Origin of the sequence: Flavobacterium oncorhynchi (assembly GCF_002217355.1) — a bacterium.
In the GTDB taxonomy this organism is placed as follows: Bacteria; Bacteroidota; Bacteroidia; order Flavobacteriales; family Flavobacteriaceae; genus Flavobacterium; species Flavobacterium oncorhynchi.
In genome coordinates this window covers 1-18,992 of the sequence record NZ_MUHA01000031.1, presented here as the reverse complement: position 1 = coordinate 18,992, position 18,992 = coordinate 1, and the positions used below count along the sequence as shown (strand labels likewise).

The 18,992-nt window shown below is 33.5% G+C and carries 12 protein-coding genes; 1 reads left to right on the top strand and 11 read right to left on the bottom strand.

Features of this window, described 5'->3' with window-relative positions:
• Window positions 1–4: 4 nt before the first annotated feature.
• The 9 genes from B0A75_RS19070 to B0A75_RS19030 all read right to left on the bottom strand — a co-directional run bounded on the left by B0A75_RS19070 (window position 5) and on the right by B0A75_RS19030 (window position 12,769).
• On the bottom strand, window positions 5–619 hold the full coding sequence (locus B0A75_RS19070) for a hypothetical protein (protein WP_089055858.1): 615 nt from the start codon (window positions 617–619) through the stop codon (window positions 5–7).
• 310 nt (window positions 620–929) lie between these two features.
• The gene (locus B0A75_RS19065) at window positions 930–1,856 is read right to left on the bottom strand and encodes a magnesium transporter CorA family protein (protein WP_089055857.1); all 927 of its coding nucleotides are present in this window, start codon (window positions 1,854–1,856) and stop codon (window positions 930–932) included.
• A 219-nt stretch (window positions 1,857–2,075) separates the two neighbouring features.
• On the bottom strand, window positions 2,076–2,963 hold the full coding sequence (locus B0A75_RS19060) for a bifunctional 5,10-methylenetetrahydrofolate dehydrogenase/5,10-methenyltetrahydrofolate cyclohydrolase (protein ID WP_089055856.1): 888 nt from the start codon (window positions 2,961–2,963) through the stop codon (window positions 2,076–2,078).
• Between the two features lie 128 nt (window positions 2,964–3,091).
• The gene (gene ffh / locus B0A75_RS19055; RefSeq protein WP_012022351.1) at window positions 3,092–4,444 is read right to left on the bottom strand and encodes a signal recognition particle protein; all 1,353 of its coding nucleotides are present in this window, start codon (window positions 4,442–4,444) and stop codon (window positions 3,092–3,094) included.
• A gap of 291 nt (window positions 4,445–4,735) precedes the next feature.
• Window positions 4,736–6,415: an MBOAT family O-acyltransferase gene (locus tag B0A75_RS19050; RefSeq protein WP_089055855.1), complete on the bottom strand. Its 1,680-nt coding sequence runs from the start codon at window positions 6,413–6,415 to the stop codon at window positions 4,736–4,738.
• A gap of 1 nt (window position 6,416) precedes the next feature.
• A complete protein-coding gene (locus tag B0A75_RS19045; protein WP_244284428.1) occupies window positions 6,417–7,748 on the bottom strand; it encodes a GDSL-type esterase/lipase family protein in 1,332 nt (443 codons plus the stop codon).
• Window positions 7,749–7,830: 82 nt separating this feature from the next.
• On the bottom strand, window positions 7,831–9,312 hold the full coding sequence (locus B0A75_RS19040) for an SGNH/GDSL hydrolase family protein (RefSeq protein WP_089055853.1): 1,482 nt from the start codon (window positions 9,310–9,312) through the stop codon (window positions 7,831–7,833).
• Window positions 9,313–9,545: 233 nt separating this feature from the next.
• Window positions 9,546–10,637, bottom strand: coding sequence for an HmuY family protein (locus B0A75_RS19035; RefSeq protein ID WP_089055852.1), 1,092 nt, complete (start codon window positions 10,635–10,637; stop codon window positions 9,546–9,548).
• 17 nt (window positions 10,638–10,654) lie between these two features.
• Window positions 10,655–12,769, bottom strand: a complete 2,115-nt coding sequence (locus B0A75_RS19030; protein ID WP_089055851.1) for a TonB-dependent receptor plug domain-containing protein — start codon at window positions 12,767–12,769, stop codon at window positions 10,655–10,657.
• 104 nt (window positions 12,770–12,873) lie between these two features.
• On the opposite strand from B0A75_RS19030, the gene B0A75_RS19025 reads away from it, so the two are divergent.
• A complete protein-coding gene (locus B0A75_RS19025; protein ID WP_089055850.1) occupies window positions 12,874–13,779 on the top strand; it encodes a DUF6607 family protein in 906 nt (301 codons plus the stop codon).
• Between the two features lie 103 nt (window positions 13,780–13,882).
• On the opposite strand, the gene B0A75_RS19020 is transcribed toward B0A75_RS19025, so the two are convergent.
• Window positions 13,883–15,358 (bottom strand): SusD/RagB family nutrient-binding outer membrane lipoprotein, encoded by a 1,476-nt coding sequence (locus B0A75_RS19020; RefSeq protein WP_089055849.1) that lies wholly within the window; start codon window positions 15,356–15,358, stop codon window positions 13,883–13,885.
• Window positions 15,359–15,375: 17 nt separating this feature from the next.
• A complete protein-coding gene (locus B0A75_RS19015) occupies window positions 15,376–18,540 on the bottom strand; it encodes a SusC/RagA family TonB-linked outer membrane protein (RefSeq protein ID WP_089055848.1) in 3,165 nt (1,054 codons plus the stop codon).
• Window positions 18,541–18,992 lie beyond the last annotated feature (452 nt).

The window sequence follows — 18,992 nt, the reverse complement described above, 5'->3', positions numbered from 1 at the left end:
TAGGTTATTTGTATTTTTTGAACATCACTAATCCGTATACAATATGCAGGATTCCAAATCCAATGATCCAAAATATCAATCCATATCCAATATAAAAAAGCGAAATACATCCTAAAACAAGTTCAGAAAAACCAAGATACTTTATGTCTGAGAAAGTATATTTTTCTGCATTTATAACTGCCAATCCGTAAAATATTAAGGTAGCAGGCGCTATTAATCCATATATTCCATGAAATACCAAAGCCAAACAAAATATACCTCCTACCGCAAGTGGCACGGCTAAATTAAATAACATATTTTTTGTTGCAGATGTCCAAATTGGCAAATTGTATTTTTTACTTTTTCTAATAGTAAAGAAAATTCCAAATGTTAATGCAAACAACAAAACTACTAAAGCGGTTACAATTAAATGTGAAACCAAATTTTCAGGAAGAACTACATCTTGCCCTCTGTAATAACCTACTCCGTGATTTTCAAGTAACATATAAGTATACAATCCGCCTATTAAGGCTGAAAGTCCAGCAAAGACTCCCGAAAGCCCGCTTAAGGATATAAATCTTGAAGAACGCTCCATCATGGAACGAATGTGTGCTAAATCTTCTTGGTGTTTCTGATTCATAATAAAAGTACTTTGCAGTACAAAGTTATTATTTATTTTGAATTAGCAAGTAAAAAGTATAAAATATTTTCGATAACAATTTAGATTCCTGCAAAGTTGTGAAAACTATGCAAGAAAACACAAGGTCTGGTAAGCTGCGTGAGGGATAGGAATAAGCTGCCGAAGCAGCATGGATAGCCCGACCATATTTGCACAAAGGCGCACATAAACGCAAAGATTGGAGCGCCTTTTTGTAAATATGGTCACGCCCAATGCGTAAAACGAAAAAAGCCTATTCTTACGAACAAGCTTTTATAATATTTTTTTATTTTTAAAACCATCTTTTTCTTTTAAACATATACACCCCAAATGCTGATAATAGAAATGAAATAAAAAGAATAATCCAAATACCGTATTTGCTTTCTTCTAAACCATTTGGCACGTTCATTCCATATACACTGGCAATTAAGGTCGGAATCACAAGGATGATAGAAATTGAGGTCATCTGTTTCATTATATCATTCATATTATTAGAAATTACAGATGCATATGCATCCATCATTCCTGTTAAGATGTTACTATAAATATTGGCTGTATCCTGCGCCTGACTTAATTCGATTTCTACATCTTCTAACAAATCCGGATCGTAGCTTGCTTTATGTGCTCGAAGATTTTTTATACGATGAAACAAAACATCGTTTGCTTTTAATGAGGTAATAAAGAAAACTAAACATTTCTCGATTTGGAGCAATGCCTGCAGTTCTTCATTTTTAATTGACTTTTCTAAATTGTCTTCTGCTAGTCTTATCTTCTGATTTATTTGTTTTAGGTATTTTAAATACCAAACGCTTGATGATAAAAGCAACCTTAAAACCCAATCAAAATTGTCTTTAACTTGAATGTTTTTACGTCGTGAATACAACATAAAATCATGTATAATTTCTGTTTTATAAAAAGTAATTGTTACGCAGATATCACCTCTAAAAATTACGCCTAGCGGAATAGTCTGAAAGGGAAGTTTAATATCGTTGCTTTTTATAGGAACTCGCATAATAATAAGCGTCCATCCGTCTTCGATTTCGATACGGGGTCTTTCGTCGATATCCTCTATATCATTGTAAAAAGCTTCGGGAATTTGAAGTTCTTCGAGTAAGTATTTTTTTTCTGCTTCGGATGGATTTTCAATATTAATCCAGCAATTTGGAGTCCATTTTAAGACTTCTAGTAATCCGTTGTCATTTGTGTAAAAGGCTTTCATTTCAAAATACAGGGTGTTATCACAGCATTTTGAAAATTTCAAAAGCTGTTTTTAATTTAATACTAACGAATAATAATCGTCCATTTGGGTAAGTGTTTTTTAAGTGGTGCAAAAGTATCCTTTATTTTTAAGAACCAAAACTTTAAACTATTAATTAAATACTAAAAACAATAAAGCCTATTCTTTTGAATAGGCTTTATTATAATATTTTGAAGTAAATTATTTATTTTTTGCACTTCTCATTTTGCGCGCTAAAAGTGTATTTTTTAATAGCATTGCAATTGTCATTGGTCCTACTCCACCAGGAACCGGCGTTATGAATGACGCTTTTTTGCTTACGCCGTCAAAATCGACATCGCCTTTTATCACATAACCTTTTGGGTTTGATGCATCGTCTACACGCGTAATTCCAACATCGATAACCGTTACTCCCTCTTTTACCATATCGGCTTTTAAAAATTCAGGAACTCCCAAAGCTGTAATAATAATATCGGCATTCTTAGTGAATTCGGCTAAGTCTTTAGTACGGCTGTGGGTTAAAGTAACAGTTGAATCTCCAGGATTTCCTTTACGGCTCATCAAGATACTCATTGGACGCCCTACGATATGGCTTCGTCCAATTACAACCGTGTGTTTACCTGAAGTTTCAACTTTGTAACGCTCAAGCAATTCCATAATTCCGAATGGTGTCGCTGGAATAAAACTTTCCATTTCAAGTGCCATTCTACCAAAGTTTGTTGGATGAAAACCATCGACATCTTTATCAGGATCAATTGCCAATAAGATTTTTTGCTCGTCGATGTGTTTCGGTAACGGCAATTGAACGATGTATCCGTCTAAATTGTCGTCTTCGTTTAACTCTTTAATTTTAGCTAACAGTTCCTCTTCTGTAATTGTTTCCGCTAGACTTACTAAAGTTGAATCAAATCCAATTTCTTGACATGATTTTACTTTACTTCCTACGTAAGTTAAACTTGCTCCGTTGTTTCCAACCAAAACTGCTGCTAAATGAGGCACTTTTCCTCCTGCTGCTTTTATGGATTGAACTTCGGCTGCAATTTCGTTTTTAATGTCGTTAGATGTTTTTTTACCGTCTAGTAGCTGCATTTTCTTTTAAGTTAAATGTTTTGTGTTAGAAGTGAGAAGTTAACCGCTTCTCTAATTAATATAGTTATAAAATTTAAGGTCTAAAATTCCAAACAACTTGAAACTTTAAACCTTAAACATTTTTTTCTTTATCTCGGCATTCCGCCTGGCATTCCTTTCATGCCTCCCATCATTTTCATCAGATTTTTTCCGCCCGGACCTTGCATCATTTTCATCATCTTGCTCATTTGGTCGAACTGCTTCATCAGCTGATTTACCTGCTCGACTTTAGTTCCGGAACCTTTTGCAATTCTGGCTTTTCTTTTTACGTCGATTATGGCTGGTTTACTTCTTTCTCCCGGCGTCATCGAGTGAATGATTGCTTCAATATGTTTGAAAGCATCATCTTCTATCTCTACATCTTTCATGGCTTTTGAAGCTCCTGGTATCATTCCTACCAAGTCCTTCATATTACCCATTTTCTTTACTTGTTGAATCTGCGTTAGGAAATCATCAAAACCGAATTCGTTTTTAGCGATTTTCTTTTGAAGTTTTCTTGCTTCTTCTTCGTCAAATTGTTCTTGAGCTCTTTCTACAAGCGACACAACGTCTCCCATACCAAGAATACGCTCAGCCATACGATCTGGATAGAAAACATCAATTGCTTCCATCTTCTCGCCTGTACCTACAAATTTGATTGGTTTGTTTACAACCGATTTAATCGAGATTGCAGCTCCACCACGAGTATCACCATCTAATTTGGTTAAGATAACTCCATCAAAATTTAAGATATCGTTGAAGGCTTTTGCTGTATTTACAGCATCTTGTCCTGTCATAGAGTCTACAACGAACAATGTTTCTTGTGGTTGAATTGCTTTGTGAACACGTGCAATTTCATCCATCATTTCCTGATCAACTGCTAAACGTCCGGCTGTATCGACAATAACAACGTTGAAACCGTTTGCTTTTGCATGTTTAATTGCATTTTGAGCAATTTCTACAGGATTTTTGTTTTCTGGTTCTGAGTAAACCTCAACACCTATTTGATCTCCAACAACATGCAACTGATTAATCGCGGCAGGACGGTAAATATCACACGCTACAAGAAGTGGTTTTTTATTTTTCTTTGTTTTTAAGAAGTTGGCTAATTTTCCTGAGAAAGTAGTTTTACCAGAACCTTGAAGTCCAGACATTAAAATAACGCTTGGATTTCCAGATAAATTAACTCCGGCAACATCACCTCCCATTAATTCTGTCAGCTCATCTTTTACCAGCTTCACCAATAATTGTCCTGGTTGAAGCGTTGTTAAAACGTCCTGACCAATTGCTTTTTCTTTTACTTTTGTTGTAAAATCTTTGGCAATTTTAAAGTTAACATCGGCATCAAGTAAGGCACGACGAACTTCTTTTAAGGTATCGGCAACGTTTACTTCTGTAATTTTACCGTGTCCTTTTAATATATGGAACGCTTTATCTAACTTATCACTTAAATTATCAAACATACTATTTTCTTTATTTGAAGTGCAAAGATAATCTAAATAGCTATTTCAGGCAATTTTTATTTATACGCATTTTTTGCCACAAAGGCGCAAAGGCGCAAAGTTTTTTTGCCACGAATTAAACGAATTTCCCTAATTGCGAAAATTATTTTTTTCACTCTCGCAGATTTAGCAGATTGGGCAGATTACTTTTTAGAGTAAAGATAATATCTTCTAAATCTGCGAGAAACAAAAAAAGGCGCAAAGAATAAAACCTTTGCGCCTTTGTGACTTTGTATCTATGAACCTGCTATTTTAAAACTGGAAGTAAATAAATGGCTGTGAACCGGCTACTGCTGTTGCATAAACAATCCAGTAAACGAAACCTAGAATTACAGCTTTTAATAATAATGGTGTTTTGTCAAAAACGAATTTCATTTTGTCTGTTATTACTTCTGGCAAGAAATGCCAAACGTATCCAAAAAGCATTAATAAAAACACATTTTTATATCCTAAAATAATGGCCTGCCAATGTTCTGGCTCAAAAGTTAACTGACCAATATTATTGATTACCTGCAAAGCGGTTTCGAAATCTCTTGCACGGAAAAAGATCCAGCAGAAAACCACAAAATGGAATGTAATCACTATTGAAAAGAATCTACACAAGAAATTTGAACCTTCTTTTTTAGGAGGGAAGAATTCCATAAAAATCTTATGAACAGCTAATGCTAAACCGTGTAATGCTCCCCAAACAATAAATTGTGCTCCTGCTCCATGCCATAATCCTCCCAAAAGCATTGTTGTAAACAAATTCAAATTTGTTACTAAAGTTTGTCGGCGTTTGCTCGAAAGTAAAAAAGACAAGCAAAAAAGTGCAATTGAACCAAATGCAATTATTAACGGAATTACACTAGTGCTGTAACTTGTTATTCCCCACAACAGCAATCCGAAAAAGAATAAACTCGGAAATAAATATCCTGCAAATGATCCTTCTCTATTTCCGCCTATCGAAATGTACAAGAAATCTTTTAACCAAGTTGAAAGCGAAATATGCCATCTTCTCCAGAAATCTGTAATCGATGTTGACTTATATGGCGTTCTAAAGTTGGCTGGCAATTTGAATCCAAGCAATAAAGCGATTCCTATTGCCATATCTGAATATCCAGAGAAATCACAATAAATTTGGATAGCGTAACCGTAAGATGCCATTAAGTTTTCGAATGAAGTATAACTCATTGGTGTATCAAAAACACGGTCGACAAAATTTACTGAAATGTAATTTGAAATTACTGTTTTCTTAATTAATCCTCCAATAATCAAAAACAAAGCGTTGTTGACATCTTCTTTTGTTAGATTTAATTTTTGATAAATCTGCGGCAGGAAATCTTTGGCACGCACAATTGGTCCAGCAACCAGCTGCGGGAAAAAGGAAACGAAAAACAAATATTCGATGTAGTTTTTTGTAGGCTTAATTTCTTCTCGGTAAATTTCAATAATATAACTCATCGATTGAAAAGTATAAAATGAAATTCCGACTGGAAGGAAAATATCATGGAGTTTAAAATTGCCATTGAACATATCATTGTAAGTCGCAATCATAAAATTGGTATACTTGAAATATCCAAGTAATCCTAAATTTAGAATCACACTTATAACCAGATAGAGTTTTTTTCGACTGTCTTTTGTTTCATTATAGATAATTTGGCTTAACCCATAATCTACAACTGAAGAGAGCAGCAACAGTAAAAAATAAATTCCGCTTGACTTATAATAAAAGAAAAGCGAGAAGAGAATAACGTACGTTAATCTTAAATAAAATGTTTTACGCAAAAAACCATACACAAAATAAAAAACCAGAAATAATCCTAAGAATAATCCCGTATTAAATAATAGTTTTTCGTCTGGATTATAAATAAACCAGCTTTTTACTTGTTCTAATGTAATTGCACCAAAATGACCTATGAACCAATCATTAATGCTGTCTATTGTTATCAATTTAATTCTTTAATTTAAAATTTTCGTATGCTTTTAAAAATGCCTCTGTAAACAAACTGCCTTGTTTTTCATATCCTTTTTTGGAATAATGAACCCAATCTGGCCCAATTAATCCGGTAGTTTTCAAATTTCGAATTCCGTCCATTCCGCCAAGTTCTCCATATAAATCCCAAACTGCAAAACCATCTGTTTTTGCAATTTCAAGAATACTTTTTGCGTAATCTCTAATGTAAATATTTGGTCTTCTAGCTTTGAGCAGCGAAGGCGGCGGAGTTGTAACTATTATAGAAACATTACTATTATGCTCTTTTACTTTTTTTATAAAATCACGTAATTCTCCTATATAGGCAGCACTTTCCATATGATCATAACTTTCGTTTGTTCCCAGCGAAAGAACCAACAAATCTGGATGCAATGATTTTAACTGCTCAAAAAACAAAGGGTACTTATTATAATCTGAAAATTTTGCACCATTCACACCAATTCCGCTATAAATAATCCCTGGAGCATCTTTCTCTAAAACAATTCCGTTAAGCTCATATTTCTCCGCATTTTTGTTGGGAAGCAGATAAATCTTATCCAGCGCTTTTTCTGAATGGTAGGTATGAGAAAATGAATCTGATTCTAAATCTAAAGTGACAAATTCTGAACTTACAATATTCTTTGGTCTAGTTTCGTTGGTTGAAATTTTTAATGTTCTTCCTGCACGAATATTATTAGATTTTAAGTGATTGTCTCTTTTTATTTCGGCAATCGACACATTGTATTTATCTGCAATTGTCGAAATTGCTTCTCCTTTTTTTATTTTATGTGTAATGACTTTTCGCTCTGTTGTCTGAATTGTTTTTGTTTGGGTTGATGTCGCCAAATTAAACATATCCTGATTTTGAGGTGTTATAATATAAATGGAATTAAATTTATAAGCTGCATCTTTAATATTCAACTCAACAACAAAACCGTCATTATCCCTCCAAAGTGCAATTCCGCTTAAACCAACAGGACAGTTTTTAAAAGGATGAATATTGCGATAGCTTTCCCATGCTCTGTTTGAATAAAAACGTTCGTTGTAAGAACCATTTGTTTTTGCCAATTGATAAGGAAAAACTAAACCTCGTCCAGCATTTCCAAATTTTTGCTGGAGATTTTTCCTGATTTCATTGGTCATTAAATCACTCTGAATATGAGAATCTCCAATGTGGACAATATTTATTTTATGATTATTATTGCTTTCATTATCCTTTACTTTCTTAAAAAACGACTCTAATACAACTGCATTATAAATTTGATTACCTGAAATAGGCTCAATTACTGCTGTATCAATCTTATGAATCATATTTTTTGTTATTGAAAGTGAATCTGTCTTGGGAGCTTTATCGTTTGTTGAGAAAAAAAGACAACAAAAGAAAATAATTAGTCTATTCATTTACGCTGTCTATTTTTACAGATACGGAATCTGTTTTGGGCTTTTTACTTGTTCTAGTTGTAACGCCTGATTCGCGTTTTTCACGTAAAACTTTATACTGTTCGTAACCTTTATTTAATTGATTATACAACAAATTACCAATTGCTTTTGCACCTCTTTGATTAAAGTGCGTATAATCTTTATTGGCTTTTGCTGGAGCTTCGTCAACCCATTTTACCATCGAACCGTCACCACCCATTAAGGTATATAAATTGACAAATCCGGATTCTGTTTCTAATGCATATCTTTTTTGAGCTTTCATTAAAGGAACTACGGCAGAATCTGTTTTCATTTCTAAATCATATTTAGTCGATTTATCTGCTGTTGAAACAATTAAAATAGAAACTCCCGGAAATGACTCTTTTATTTTGTTAACGGTTTTTGTCATTCCTTTTTCATACCAAAAATAATTTTTAGTTCCATAATTCAATACGTTTGTTCCGTAATGAAGAATAATCAAATCGTATTTTAAGCTGTTATTAAAAGCTTTCATCACATTGGCATCGAACATAGAAATTGGAAGACCTGAATTTCCTCTTTGAGAGAAATTATCAACATGAACACCGCTGCCGTTGTCAAAATTAAATCCGTAAATTGGAATTGAATCAGCGTGAATAAAATTTGCTTTAAATGCTTTTATACTTCCTGAAGTCACTTTTAAACTGTTTACTAGATTACTTGGAGCCAGCGTTTTTCGCAGTGTATCTTTTCCGATTATAAAGTTTACATTTCCTTTTTTAGAAGATCTTCCGTAAAATAACGTTGGATTATCTAAGGTTTTTGTATGTTTTGGAAGTCCGGCTTCATATTGAACCCAAGTAGTGTTTGATTTGTCGTTTGCAAAAAACACATGTCCGTTTACACCAAAAGGACTTGTTGGTCTTTTTACATTTAAATACGATTGGGTTTTCCAGTTTTTAGAATAAGTTGATTTTACTGATCCGCGTGAGGTTGCAGATTCTGATGTTATAGGCACAAAACCTACTCCATTTCCGCCAAAGCGATCTTGATAATTCGTTCGAACATCTTGTACAATTAAATCTCCGTCTGTCATCGAATCTCCATAATAAGCAATTCGTACTTTACTTTGCGGATTTTGTTCCAGCTGGTATAATTTTTCGTAAAAAGAAATCAAGTATTGATATCCTTTATAATTATCAAAAGTTTCTGATGGAAATTCGATTCCTTCAGATGCATCATAAACAATTTTTTCCTGTCCAAGTTTACGTTCGCTTTCCTCAATACTGTCGCTTTTTGAAGACAAAGAATCTTTTGCAACAGACTCTAGAAGCAGACTGTCGATTAGTACATTTTTTGAATCTACTTTACTGTCAGAAAAAATCTTATCTGGCAAGATTTGCTTAAATCCAATGAAAGCTACAAACGCTAATGCTACGATTGCAAAAGACTGAAAGAAATATGATTTTGTATTCACTTACTAATTATAATTTGAAGAATAGAATGACAAGAATTAATTATCAAAATTCCTGTTAATTCTGTTTAAAAAAATTGATGCGCAAAGATAGAATTAAATCATTCATTTTTGGTTCATTTTAACAATAAAGAAAACAAAAAAAAGAGGTTAGAAAAATCTAACCTCTTCATCAAAAAAAAAATAAAAAAACAAAGCTAATGATTAACTGAATTTTTAATGTTTTTGTTCCTGTATTATTTCAAGATAGCATATTCTAAAACAACATTCCCTCTTTCTCCTGCATCATTTGTCATGGTAAGGAATTTAACTTTATAATAATTTCCTGCTGCATCTTTAACTACATAAAAACGATCTGTTCTAATACTTGGTAATGAACCATTTTGTCCTCCGCCATTTCTCCAGTTAGCTCCAATCATTCTTTGATCAGTAACAGAAGGCTTAAAACTATCTTCTACAACTTTTGCTTTTGTAAAATCAGCATAAGATCCTCCTGTAGAAACTAAAACTTGGTAAACTTGTGTTCCTCCTTTTAAGTTTGTAGTTATAAAATCTGAATATGCGTAAGTAACTTCACCACCAGGTCCCATGTTTAAATAATTTGTAAACACAGTAAAGTTTAAGTCCCATTTCGCTTTTGCAGGTTCAACTGAAACCGTATTTCCTGAAGTTAAACTAAAAAATGTGAAATTAAAATCGGCATCTTTAGAAACTGTTTTTTCTGTAAACGTTTTTGAAGCTAAATCAGCATACTGAATTTTATACCCATTACCGCTTCTTAAGATTCTAACTTTCTTCCATCCTCTAGGATCTCCATCAACTGCAACATTACCAGGATTTGCTTTTGCAGTTCCTACTGCATATCCAAGATTTACCAAATAAACTTTATTATCTGCATCTGTAGCAGAAATTTCTGCAATTGCTGTTCCGATACCTGCTCCGGCACCTGCCAAAACCCCTGTAGGATTATCAACATATCCATTTGAAGCTTGAGTTTCTCCTCCTCCTGCTAAAACTTTTATATCGATTTCTTGTGCTACCGTAATATCAGATGTCTCTAATTTTTTAACAGCCATTCTAATTGATCCATTAAGGATTACTCTAAAATCTGTACCCGAAGAAAATCCAAAATCCCAAGCTCCTCTATTTACAGATTTAGATTCTGCAGTACTTAAATCAAGATAAACTTGATTTGGCTGATTTGCTCCGCCTACTGATTCTTTCAACGTTTCTCCTACTGTTGGAACTTCAACTGGAGTACTATCATCATCACTTGAACATGCAGCCAGCGACAATAGGGCGATTGATAAAAATAAAAGTTTTTTCATTGTATTCTGTATTTATATTAAAGATTAAGGTTATATGCTAATTTTAAAAAATAGGAACGGCCGTAAGCAAGCATTACTTCTCCTGGTGAAGCATGCACCGCATTTTGATTTGTACCTGATTGTATTACATTGGTGACATTAAGAATATTTCTTGCTCCTAAAGTGACTTCAAATTGATCTTTAAAGAAATTTTGTCGAATTGAAGCGTCAAGCCAATTGCTTGGGTCGATTGTAGATAAAAGATAAGATGAAGAACCTTCTACAAACTGCTGCGTTCTACCGTTGTATTTATAATAACCAGAAATTATAGTTTTCCATTTCGGAATTATATACGATGCACTTGCATTTAAATTAAAGGAATAAAGAAACTTATCGTCTGATGTAAATTCTTGATTTTTTATCTCTTGAGAAATTCCAACAATCGCTGCACCAAAATTAAAAGATAGATTGCCTTTTTTAAATTGATTCATTGTCGAGAAATTCCACATTCTGTATTTACTGATATTAACGTATTCGTATTCTGGATTACCTGTGTCAGGATTGAATCTTACCAAAGCCATATCAATTCTATCATCAACATCTAAATAACTTCCAGCAAACGTGTTTGAAAGTTGAATTCCTGATGAAAAAACAGTTGTTTTTTTAAGACTAGCTTCATAAGACATACTTGTTTCTGGAATAAGATTTTCGTTTCCAGTAAAAAAATGCCCGTCAAAGATTTGCTTTGAATATAACTCTTCAAAAGTCGGCGTTCTAAATGAGCTTCCGTAAGAACCTCGAAGCTCCACCCCTTTATCAAACAAATATCTCAAACCAAGAGATGAAGCATATTGATTATCAAATTGAGATTGCGCAGAAAATCGTATTCCTGGTCTAATAGAAAATCGCTGCGTTGCCATGATTTCTGAAGAAGCAAAAAAATCATAGTTTTCAAGTGTTTTTCGAACAGGCGACATAATATTATTTGCTTCTTGAACAAGGGAATAACCACGATTATTAACAAACTCATATCCAATTTGCAGATCAACTTTTTTGTCTGAAAAAAAGTTATTCAACGTTCCTGTAGAATAAAGAACTTCCATCGACTGATCTTTGACCGTAACATTATTTGCTTCTGTTTTAGTAGATAAGTAATATCTAAAATCTTCTACATCACGCGCTTGTTTTTGATGAGAAAGAGAAACATTGTAATTCAATTGTGAAAACAGTTTACCTGTCGCATTTAAGTTATGAAAATAACGATTTGTTAAATATCGTTTATCATCAGCATAACGATACGAACCCAAAGTAGAATTGTATCCAGATTGTACTGTACTATTATAATAATCTACATTTTCATCCAAATACTCGAATTTGTAGAAAAATCGAAAATTATCTTTATGGTATGCGATTACTGCCGAACCGTTTAACTGGTCTTTTGGAAGCCATCTATATCCTCTTGTACCATCATTTTCACTATAATCAATTCCATTTTTATCGCTCAAATATCCTTGAAAATCATTTCGATTGGCACCTAATGAAAAATACCAATTTTTATTAAATGTATGAGATACTTTTAAAGCCTGTACGTGGCGTCCTTCCTTAAAAAGAGAATATTCATCACTAACCGTTTCTTCTTGCACTGATGCTGTAATTCCCCATTTATATTTCGAAGATTTTTTGGTTATAATATTTAAAACACCACTTACGGCATTAGCTCCATATGTAACCCCCATTGAACCTTCAACAATTTCAATATGATCAACATCATTTAAATTGATTTGTGATAAATCAATATTATTTCCTAAACCTGCCTCATTAACCAATGGAACATTATCTATCAAAATTTTAAAATACTGTGCATCTAATCCAAATAAAGAAACTGTAGATCGACCGCTTGTTCCACTTGGTCTTACTGTAATATTTAAATATTGATTTAAAACATCAGCCAAATTATTTGCTGCTAAATTTTGTATATCCTGATTTGAAATCACACGTACATTAAACACAGATTTCTTAATTGATTGTGGCTCAAACTGCCCGGTAACAACCACTTCAGAAAGTTTTTCTCGTGAGGCAATAGTATCTTTTTGCTGTGCAAAAGAAATTTGACAAAAAGGCAATGCTGCAAAAAGGATAAATTTTAGTTTCATTATTTTTATTCAATCTTAATAATCGGTGCAAATATATAACTATTTTTACTTGTTCTAAATAAAATTTATATATTTGCAAAAATTTAAAAACAAAACAATAAGTTATGATTTCAAAAAGCCTCTACTTTTCAGCCATTATGGCTTTGACATGCAGCCTTGGTTTCAGTCAGGACGCAAAAAAACAGCAAGACATTAAATCGATCAAATCGATGTGCGGTTGTTATGAAGTGAAATTTAATTTTGCAGAAACTTTTCAATATGCTAAAGATTCAGCAACATACAAACCTTCACAAACTAAGCATGAATCTGCTTTAGAATGGGTAGAATTGCTAGAAGACACTCCTAACAAAATTGTGATGCAGCACTTATTAATTGTAAGTGATGATATGATTATTAAACACTGGAGACAAGATTGGCTTTACGAAAACACAGACTTATATTCATTTGATAAAGGAACTTCTTGGAAGTATAAAAAGTTAGATAAAAAAGCCGTAAAAGGGCAATGGACTCAAAAAGTATATCAAGTAGATGACAGCCCGAGATATGAAGGATCATCAACTTGGGTACATGTTGACGGAAAAGATTATTGGGCAAACGTTGCTGATGCACCGTTACCAAGAAGAGAGCAAACTCACCGTAATGATTACAATGTTTTAAAAAGAAGAAACATTCATGAAATCACAGCAACTGGCTGGAATCATGAGCAAGATAATGACAAATTGGTTAGAGATGACAGCGGAAAAGATGTTTTGTTAGCTCAGGAAAAAGGATTTGATGTTTACACAAAAGTACCAGATATTAAATGTATCGCTGGTCAAAAATGGTGGGTTGCCAACAATGCACTTTGGAAAAATGTTCGTGATAAGTGGCAAACTTTATTCGACAGACATCAGGATTTAAATTTAGAAGCTAAAGTTGACAGAAAAGCACTTTACTCACTTTTGTTTGACTTAAAACCAAACGCAACAAAAGCTGAGAGTGATGCAATCATCAACAAGTTCGTAAAATAAAAAATGTTTGTGTTAGTTGTAAAAAGCCGATAGTTTTAAGAACTATCGGCTTTTTTGTTTATTATCAAATAATGAAAAACGAAGACATTGCTTAACAGTACAATTATCTAGTACCTCCAGCCCACCAAACGCTTTCTTTATAAACATAGGCTCCATCTCCAAAAGCTTCTTGCACATTCTTGTTAGCAGATACATCTGAATTTCCATAACCAAATCTAAGCGGGAACTTAGTTGCATTTAATGGGTTTGCTAATTGAATTGGATGCGCAGCTGCCGATCCATACATTGCTAATAAACGTCTGTAATCATTATAAGCTTCAACGGCTTCTTCTTCATAAAATGAAAAATATTTTTGAACCGCAATTTCTTTTAATAAATCAGCATTAGTAGTAATGTTCAATCCCGCAACATAACTTGCTGCATTTGTAGTTGAAAAATTAATAGACTGAGCTTTATTAAAAGCTGCGTTCACAGCTGCTGTTAAACTAGCAGTACTTGTAACACTACCTGATTTTCTTGCTTCTGCTTCTGCTTTAATAAACAATAACTCATGATAACTTAACATAAATATCGGATTATTTTTGTTTAATAAAGCTGAATACGAATAATTTTGGCTTTGCGGGCTAACACCATTTTCAAAAAACTCGTATGTCAATGGGGCATTAGTAGTTTTACTAATTTGTTGAAAATAACCTTTAGCACGCGGGTCATTTGCTCTCGAATTTAACTTGTCTGACAAACTTTTACTTGAAAATAAATATCCTCTGGCAATTTTTAATTGATAAAAAGGATTTGGAATACCACTGTTTACCATCTTAAATTCTTCACTTTTGCTTGTAAACGATTTACTTGCATAAGTTAAAACTTTATCATAATCAGGAGATCTAAAAGAAAGATGTAGTGTATAACGAGCCAATAATCCATTAGCCGCTTTTATCCACTTAGAGTTGTTTGGAGCGACAGCAGTACCGCCTGGATAAATTATATCCTGAGCTCCTAAAACCGGATAAGTAGATGTTTTTCCTAAATTAACAATAGCATCTTCTAAAGTTTTAAATATTGTTTTATATAGATCTTCCTGACGATCCAGTTTAGGTGTGTAAAACACCCCCGGTTGAAAAGCCTCAGTGAAAGGAACATCTCCATACATATCCGTCAGCAAAGCTAAATTATAAGCATATAAAACTTGAGCAATTCCTAATGTAGTATAATTCCCTTTTTCTGTGCCAGTTGTACATTTGTCGATAATAGTCTTTAAATTATACATGGTTGAATATTGATTGACCCAAGAATTATTATAAGTTGTTGCGCTTTGAGGTTCCCCATTTCTTGTCTCAGCATTATACATTTGACCAGAACCTCCTGCGCTTAATTCAACATAAATACCCGCATAAAAAGCTAAATCTGAACCAGTATTACTAAATGCTGTACTGGTCATTGCATCAGTAATGGCAAAACGAGTAGCCACATTTACTGGTTTATTTACGTTTTTGTTAATGTCATCCATTTTATCTTCAGAACAAGAATTTAAAGAAATTGACGCCATCACCAAAAGTAATATGACTTTATATTTTTTCATAATTTTTTTGAATTATATTAATTAATTGTTAAATTCAATCCAACTCCAATGCTTGTAGTTTGCGGAACAGATAATCTTTCAAAACCACCGGCCATGTTATTGTTTCCTTGTGATGCTTCTGGATCTAAATTTGGCATTTTTGCCCATAATAAGACATTTCTTGCGAATGCAGAAACACGTAAATCTAGGCTTGTTGAAAATTTTGGAAGCGTATATCCTAAAGATAATTCTCTTAGTTTTACGAAAGAAGCATCATATATTGCTGTTTCTGCAATGTTCGAATTTACACTATACATGACTTCTTTCGTAATAGGTTTTGTATTGGGTTGTCCATTTTCAGTAACACCTTCCTGAACCACTAGTTCTTCACGATTTAGTGTTTTAGTACTTAATCCATAAAGATCTAACAATGAATTTGTACCGCTATACATTACTCCACCATTTTTCCAATCAAAAGTTGCAGCAAGAGTTACTTTTTTGTATCTGAAAGAGGTTGTTCCTCCTAAGTTGAACTTTGGAGCTACCTCTCCAAGTGATTTAGTTTCTCCAGTGATAGCCTTTCCATTATTATCAACCAGAATATTTCCTTTGTCATCTCTTGCGAAAGCCGATCCGTATACAACAGGATAACGTTCTCCTATACTAGCTCTAATTTGTGGTGTTACAAATCCTCCCAAGAAAATATTTGGCACTCCCTCTTTTAATTCATCTACATAATTGTCTATTTTGGTAAAGTTTGCTGCTATTGTCCAATCAAAATCTTTAGATCTAATTGGAGAAACACTAACTACCAATTCATGACTATTTGTATGAGCTTTTCCTCCATTCATCACTAAACTTGAAGCTCCTGTTGAACCTGCCAAAGGCACACTAAAAATCTGGTCAATTATATTTTGTCTAGCGTAAGTATAATCGATACTTACACGATCTCTAAAAAATCGAAATTCACCGCCTACTTCATATGATCTTGTATTTTGAGGTCTCAAGTTGGGATCATACATTACTCCATAAGGTGTATATGAATTTACACCAGTAAGAGGGTAAGTTATAGGTGCACTTCCCCAAAATCCTCCTCCATAAACGGGTGTTGAATAGTAATTTTGCCTATAAGTTCCTGCCTGACCTACTTCAGCCCAAGATCCTCTTAGTTTGGCAAAAGATAATATCGAGTTTCCTTTTAGAGCTTCCAATTCGGTTAATACAACCCCTAATGATACTGAAGGGTATACAAATGAACGATTACCTCGCGGCATTGATGATACAACATCCTTTCTTAAAGTAGCACCTAAATAAATAAAGTTTTTGTATGAAAGATTCAAATTTCCAAATAGACCAACAGTTCTGTTTTTATCAATGTTATCTACGGCAACATTTTGCTGCGTATTAGCTAAATTAGGCCAGCCGCCAAAATTAAGATCATATCCTTCCATTTCGTAACTCTTTTGGTATCTGTCATTGATTTCATTACCTACCAAAGCAGCTAAATTTAAATCGTCCGAAATCTTATATTCATAATTTGCTGTGAATAATGAATTTATTGTTCTGGATGTAATTCCATAAAGATCTAAATAACCTGCTGTAGTTTGCTTATTCCCATATTCATCTATATCTCTATAATTAGTGGTGTAAGCATCAGCACCAAGCTGGTAACGGAATGACAGTTTGTGTTTGCCATCTGCCGAGATATTTGGTGTAAATTCAACATAGCTGTTTCCGTAAAAACGATCCGTTTGTTCGTCATGTATATTGTGAGCCCCTGCCCAATATGGGTTATTGAATCCAGTTGTTCTGTAATAAATTTGTTTGTATGGGTCTCCTGGGCTTTCGTATCCGTTTCCTTTCATATCATAACTTATCGGACTTGCAAATGCACCTGCAACAGATGAATCATTAGCACCAGTTGCTTTTTCAGTTTTACTAGTAACATAGTTCCCAACAAATCCTGTTTTCCATGTATCTGATAATTTCGTGCTAAAGGCTCCTCTTGCATTATAACGTGTATAACCAGTAGCAGGTACAAAACCATCTTGGTTAGTTGAACCCAAACTAAAAGCATAATTAGATTTATCTGTTGCTTGTGTCAAGCTAAAAGAGTTATTTATAGTAGTTCCAGTTTTAAAGTAAGCACCAAAATTATCATATACTCTTGGTGTTACCCATGGATCTAGACCTGCTGTTGCTCTTTGTGGTACATAATACTTACCTGCATGAGCTGTTGCATCTCCACCATTCACTGCATTAGCAACATTACCGCCATATGATTTATCATTTGGCAACTCAGAAATTTTTGGGCCCCAAGACAATGAATTTGTCGGAGCATAAACACCATTTGTTCCTTGTGCATATTGATCTTGAAAATCAATCTTTCTAGATACATTTTCAGCAGACATTGAGCTAGAAAAATTTATGATAGGCTTTCCGTTTTTAGAAGCTCCTTTACCACTTTTTGTTGTAATTACAACTACTCCGTTTGTAGCTCTAAGTCCATAAAGTGCTGACGCAGCTTGTCCTTTTAGAATATTAATAGATTCAATATCCTCTGGATCAATATCTGCAGCTCTGTTTGAACTGTCTGCCCCTGAAACACTGCTTCCTGTACTAAAATCAGCTGTTGAAGCTACCGGCATACCATCAATTATATACAGGGGAGTGTTGTCTCCCGTAAATGAACGAGCTCCACGAATTACAATTCGAGAAGAAGCTCCAGGCGCACCACTTGAAGGCGTAATATTTACCCCTGCTAATTTTCCTTGAAGAGCTCCGGCTAAACTGTTATTGTTTCCCCTTATTAATTCGTCTGCTTTAATTTCTTGAGTAGCATATCCTAATGCTTTTTTCTCTCTCTTAATTCCCAAAGCTGTAACTACTACTCCTTCTAATTCTTGTGCACCAGCGTCAGCTAATTTTACATTAATTGTTGTAGAAGTTATGGTTACTTCTTGAGTCTTCATTCCCATGTAACTAAATACCAAAACTTGGCCTGAAGCTGCTTTCAGAGAGTATTTCCCATCAAAATCACTTTGAGTACCTATCTTCGTTCCTTTGACAAGTATGCTAACACCTGGTAAAGGCATTCCCATATTGTCTGAAACTATTCCCATAATTTTTTTTTCTTGTGCAAAAGAGAATTGCAAAGCAAGCACAAAAAAAAGCATCATTAATCCTTTTAATTTTTGTTTCATTATTTTTTTGTTTAGAATTGTTGGGCCGAACTTATAAAATTAAAATAATTTTAACAAGTTTTTTACACTATTTAACATTACAAAAAGAAGTATTTTTACTACAATATGAATTTAATTTTACTAAAAATCGAGTTATATCCTACAAAAACAGTGTACAACCTAAAAAATGAACTTGATAAATTAAACAATTATATTTTTTAAGGTATCGTCAAAAAATTAGAGAAAAAAAAAACGGCCATATAAAAAAAAAACCGTCTAAAAAATTTAGACGGCTCTTAACTCCTTACCATTTTACACTAAAAGGGGTACTAATTCAAAATAGATCAAAATGAATATAAGGAAGATATTTTTATCTTGTATTTGACAACAAAAAAGTGGATTTTTTTATAGAAGTGGTAGTTTTGCAATAAAACACAAAACATTATAATTGTAAGAAGGGAATCTTACAATAC

What these genes read in the sequence shown, in the direction of transcription:
- B0A75_RS19070 (WP_089055858.1), bottom strand. Translation starts at nt 619, where the DNA reads ATGAATCAGAAACACCAAGAAGATTTAGCACACATTCGTTCCATGATG.
- B0A75_RS19065 (WP_089055857.1), bottom strand. Translation starts at nt 1,856, where the DNA reads ATGAAAGCCTTTTACACAAATGACAACGGATTACTAGAAGTCTTAAAA.
- B0A75_RS19060 (WP_089055856.1), bottom strand. Translation starts at nt 2,963, where the DNA reads ATGCAGCTACTAGACGGTAAAAAAACATCTAACGACATTAAAAACGAA.
- ffh (WP_012022351.1), bottom strand. Translation starts at nt 4,444, where the DNA reads ATGTTTGATAATTTAAGTGATAAGTTAGATAAAGCGTTCCATATATTA.
- B0A75_RS19045 (WP_244284428.1), bottom strand. Translation starts at nt 7,748, where the DNA reads ATGATTCATAAGATTGATACAGCAGTAATTGAGCCTATTTCAGGTAAT.
- B0A75_RS19035 (WP_089055852.1), bottom strand. Translation starts at nt 10,637, where the DNA reads ATGAAAAAACTTTTATTTTTATCAATCGCCCTATTGTCGCTGGCTGCA.
- B0A75_RS19030 (WP_089055851.1), bottom strand. Translation starts at nt 12,769, where the DNA reads ATGAAACTAAAATTTATCCTTTTTGCAGCATTGCCTTTTTGTCAAATT.
- B0A75_RS19025 (WP_089055850.1), top strand. Translation starts at nt 12,874, where the DNA reads ATGATTTCAAAAAGCCTCTACTTTTCAGCCATTATGGCTTTGACATGC.
- B0A75_RS19020 (WP_089055849.1), bottom strand. Translation starts at nt 15,358, where the DNA reads ATGAAAAAATATAAAGTCATATTACTTTTGGTGATGGCGTCAATTTCT.
- B0A75_RS19015 (WP_089055848.1), bottom strand. Translation starts at nt 18,540, where the DNA reads ATGAAACAAAAATTAAAAGGATTAATGATGCTTTTTTTTGTGCTTGCT.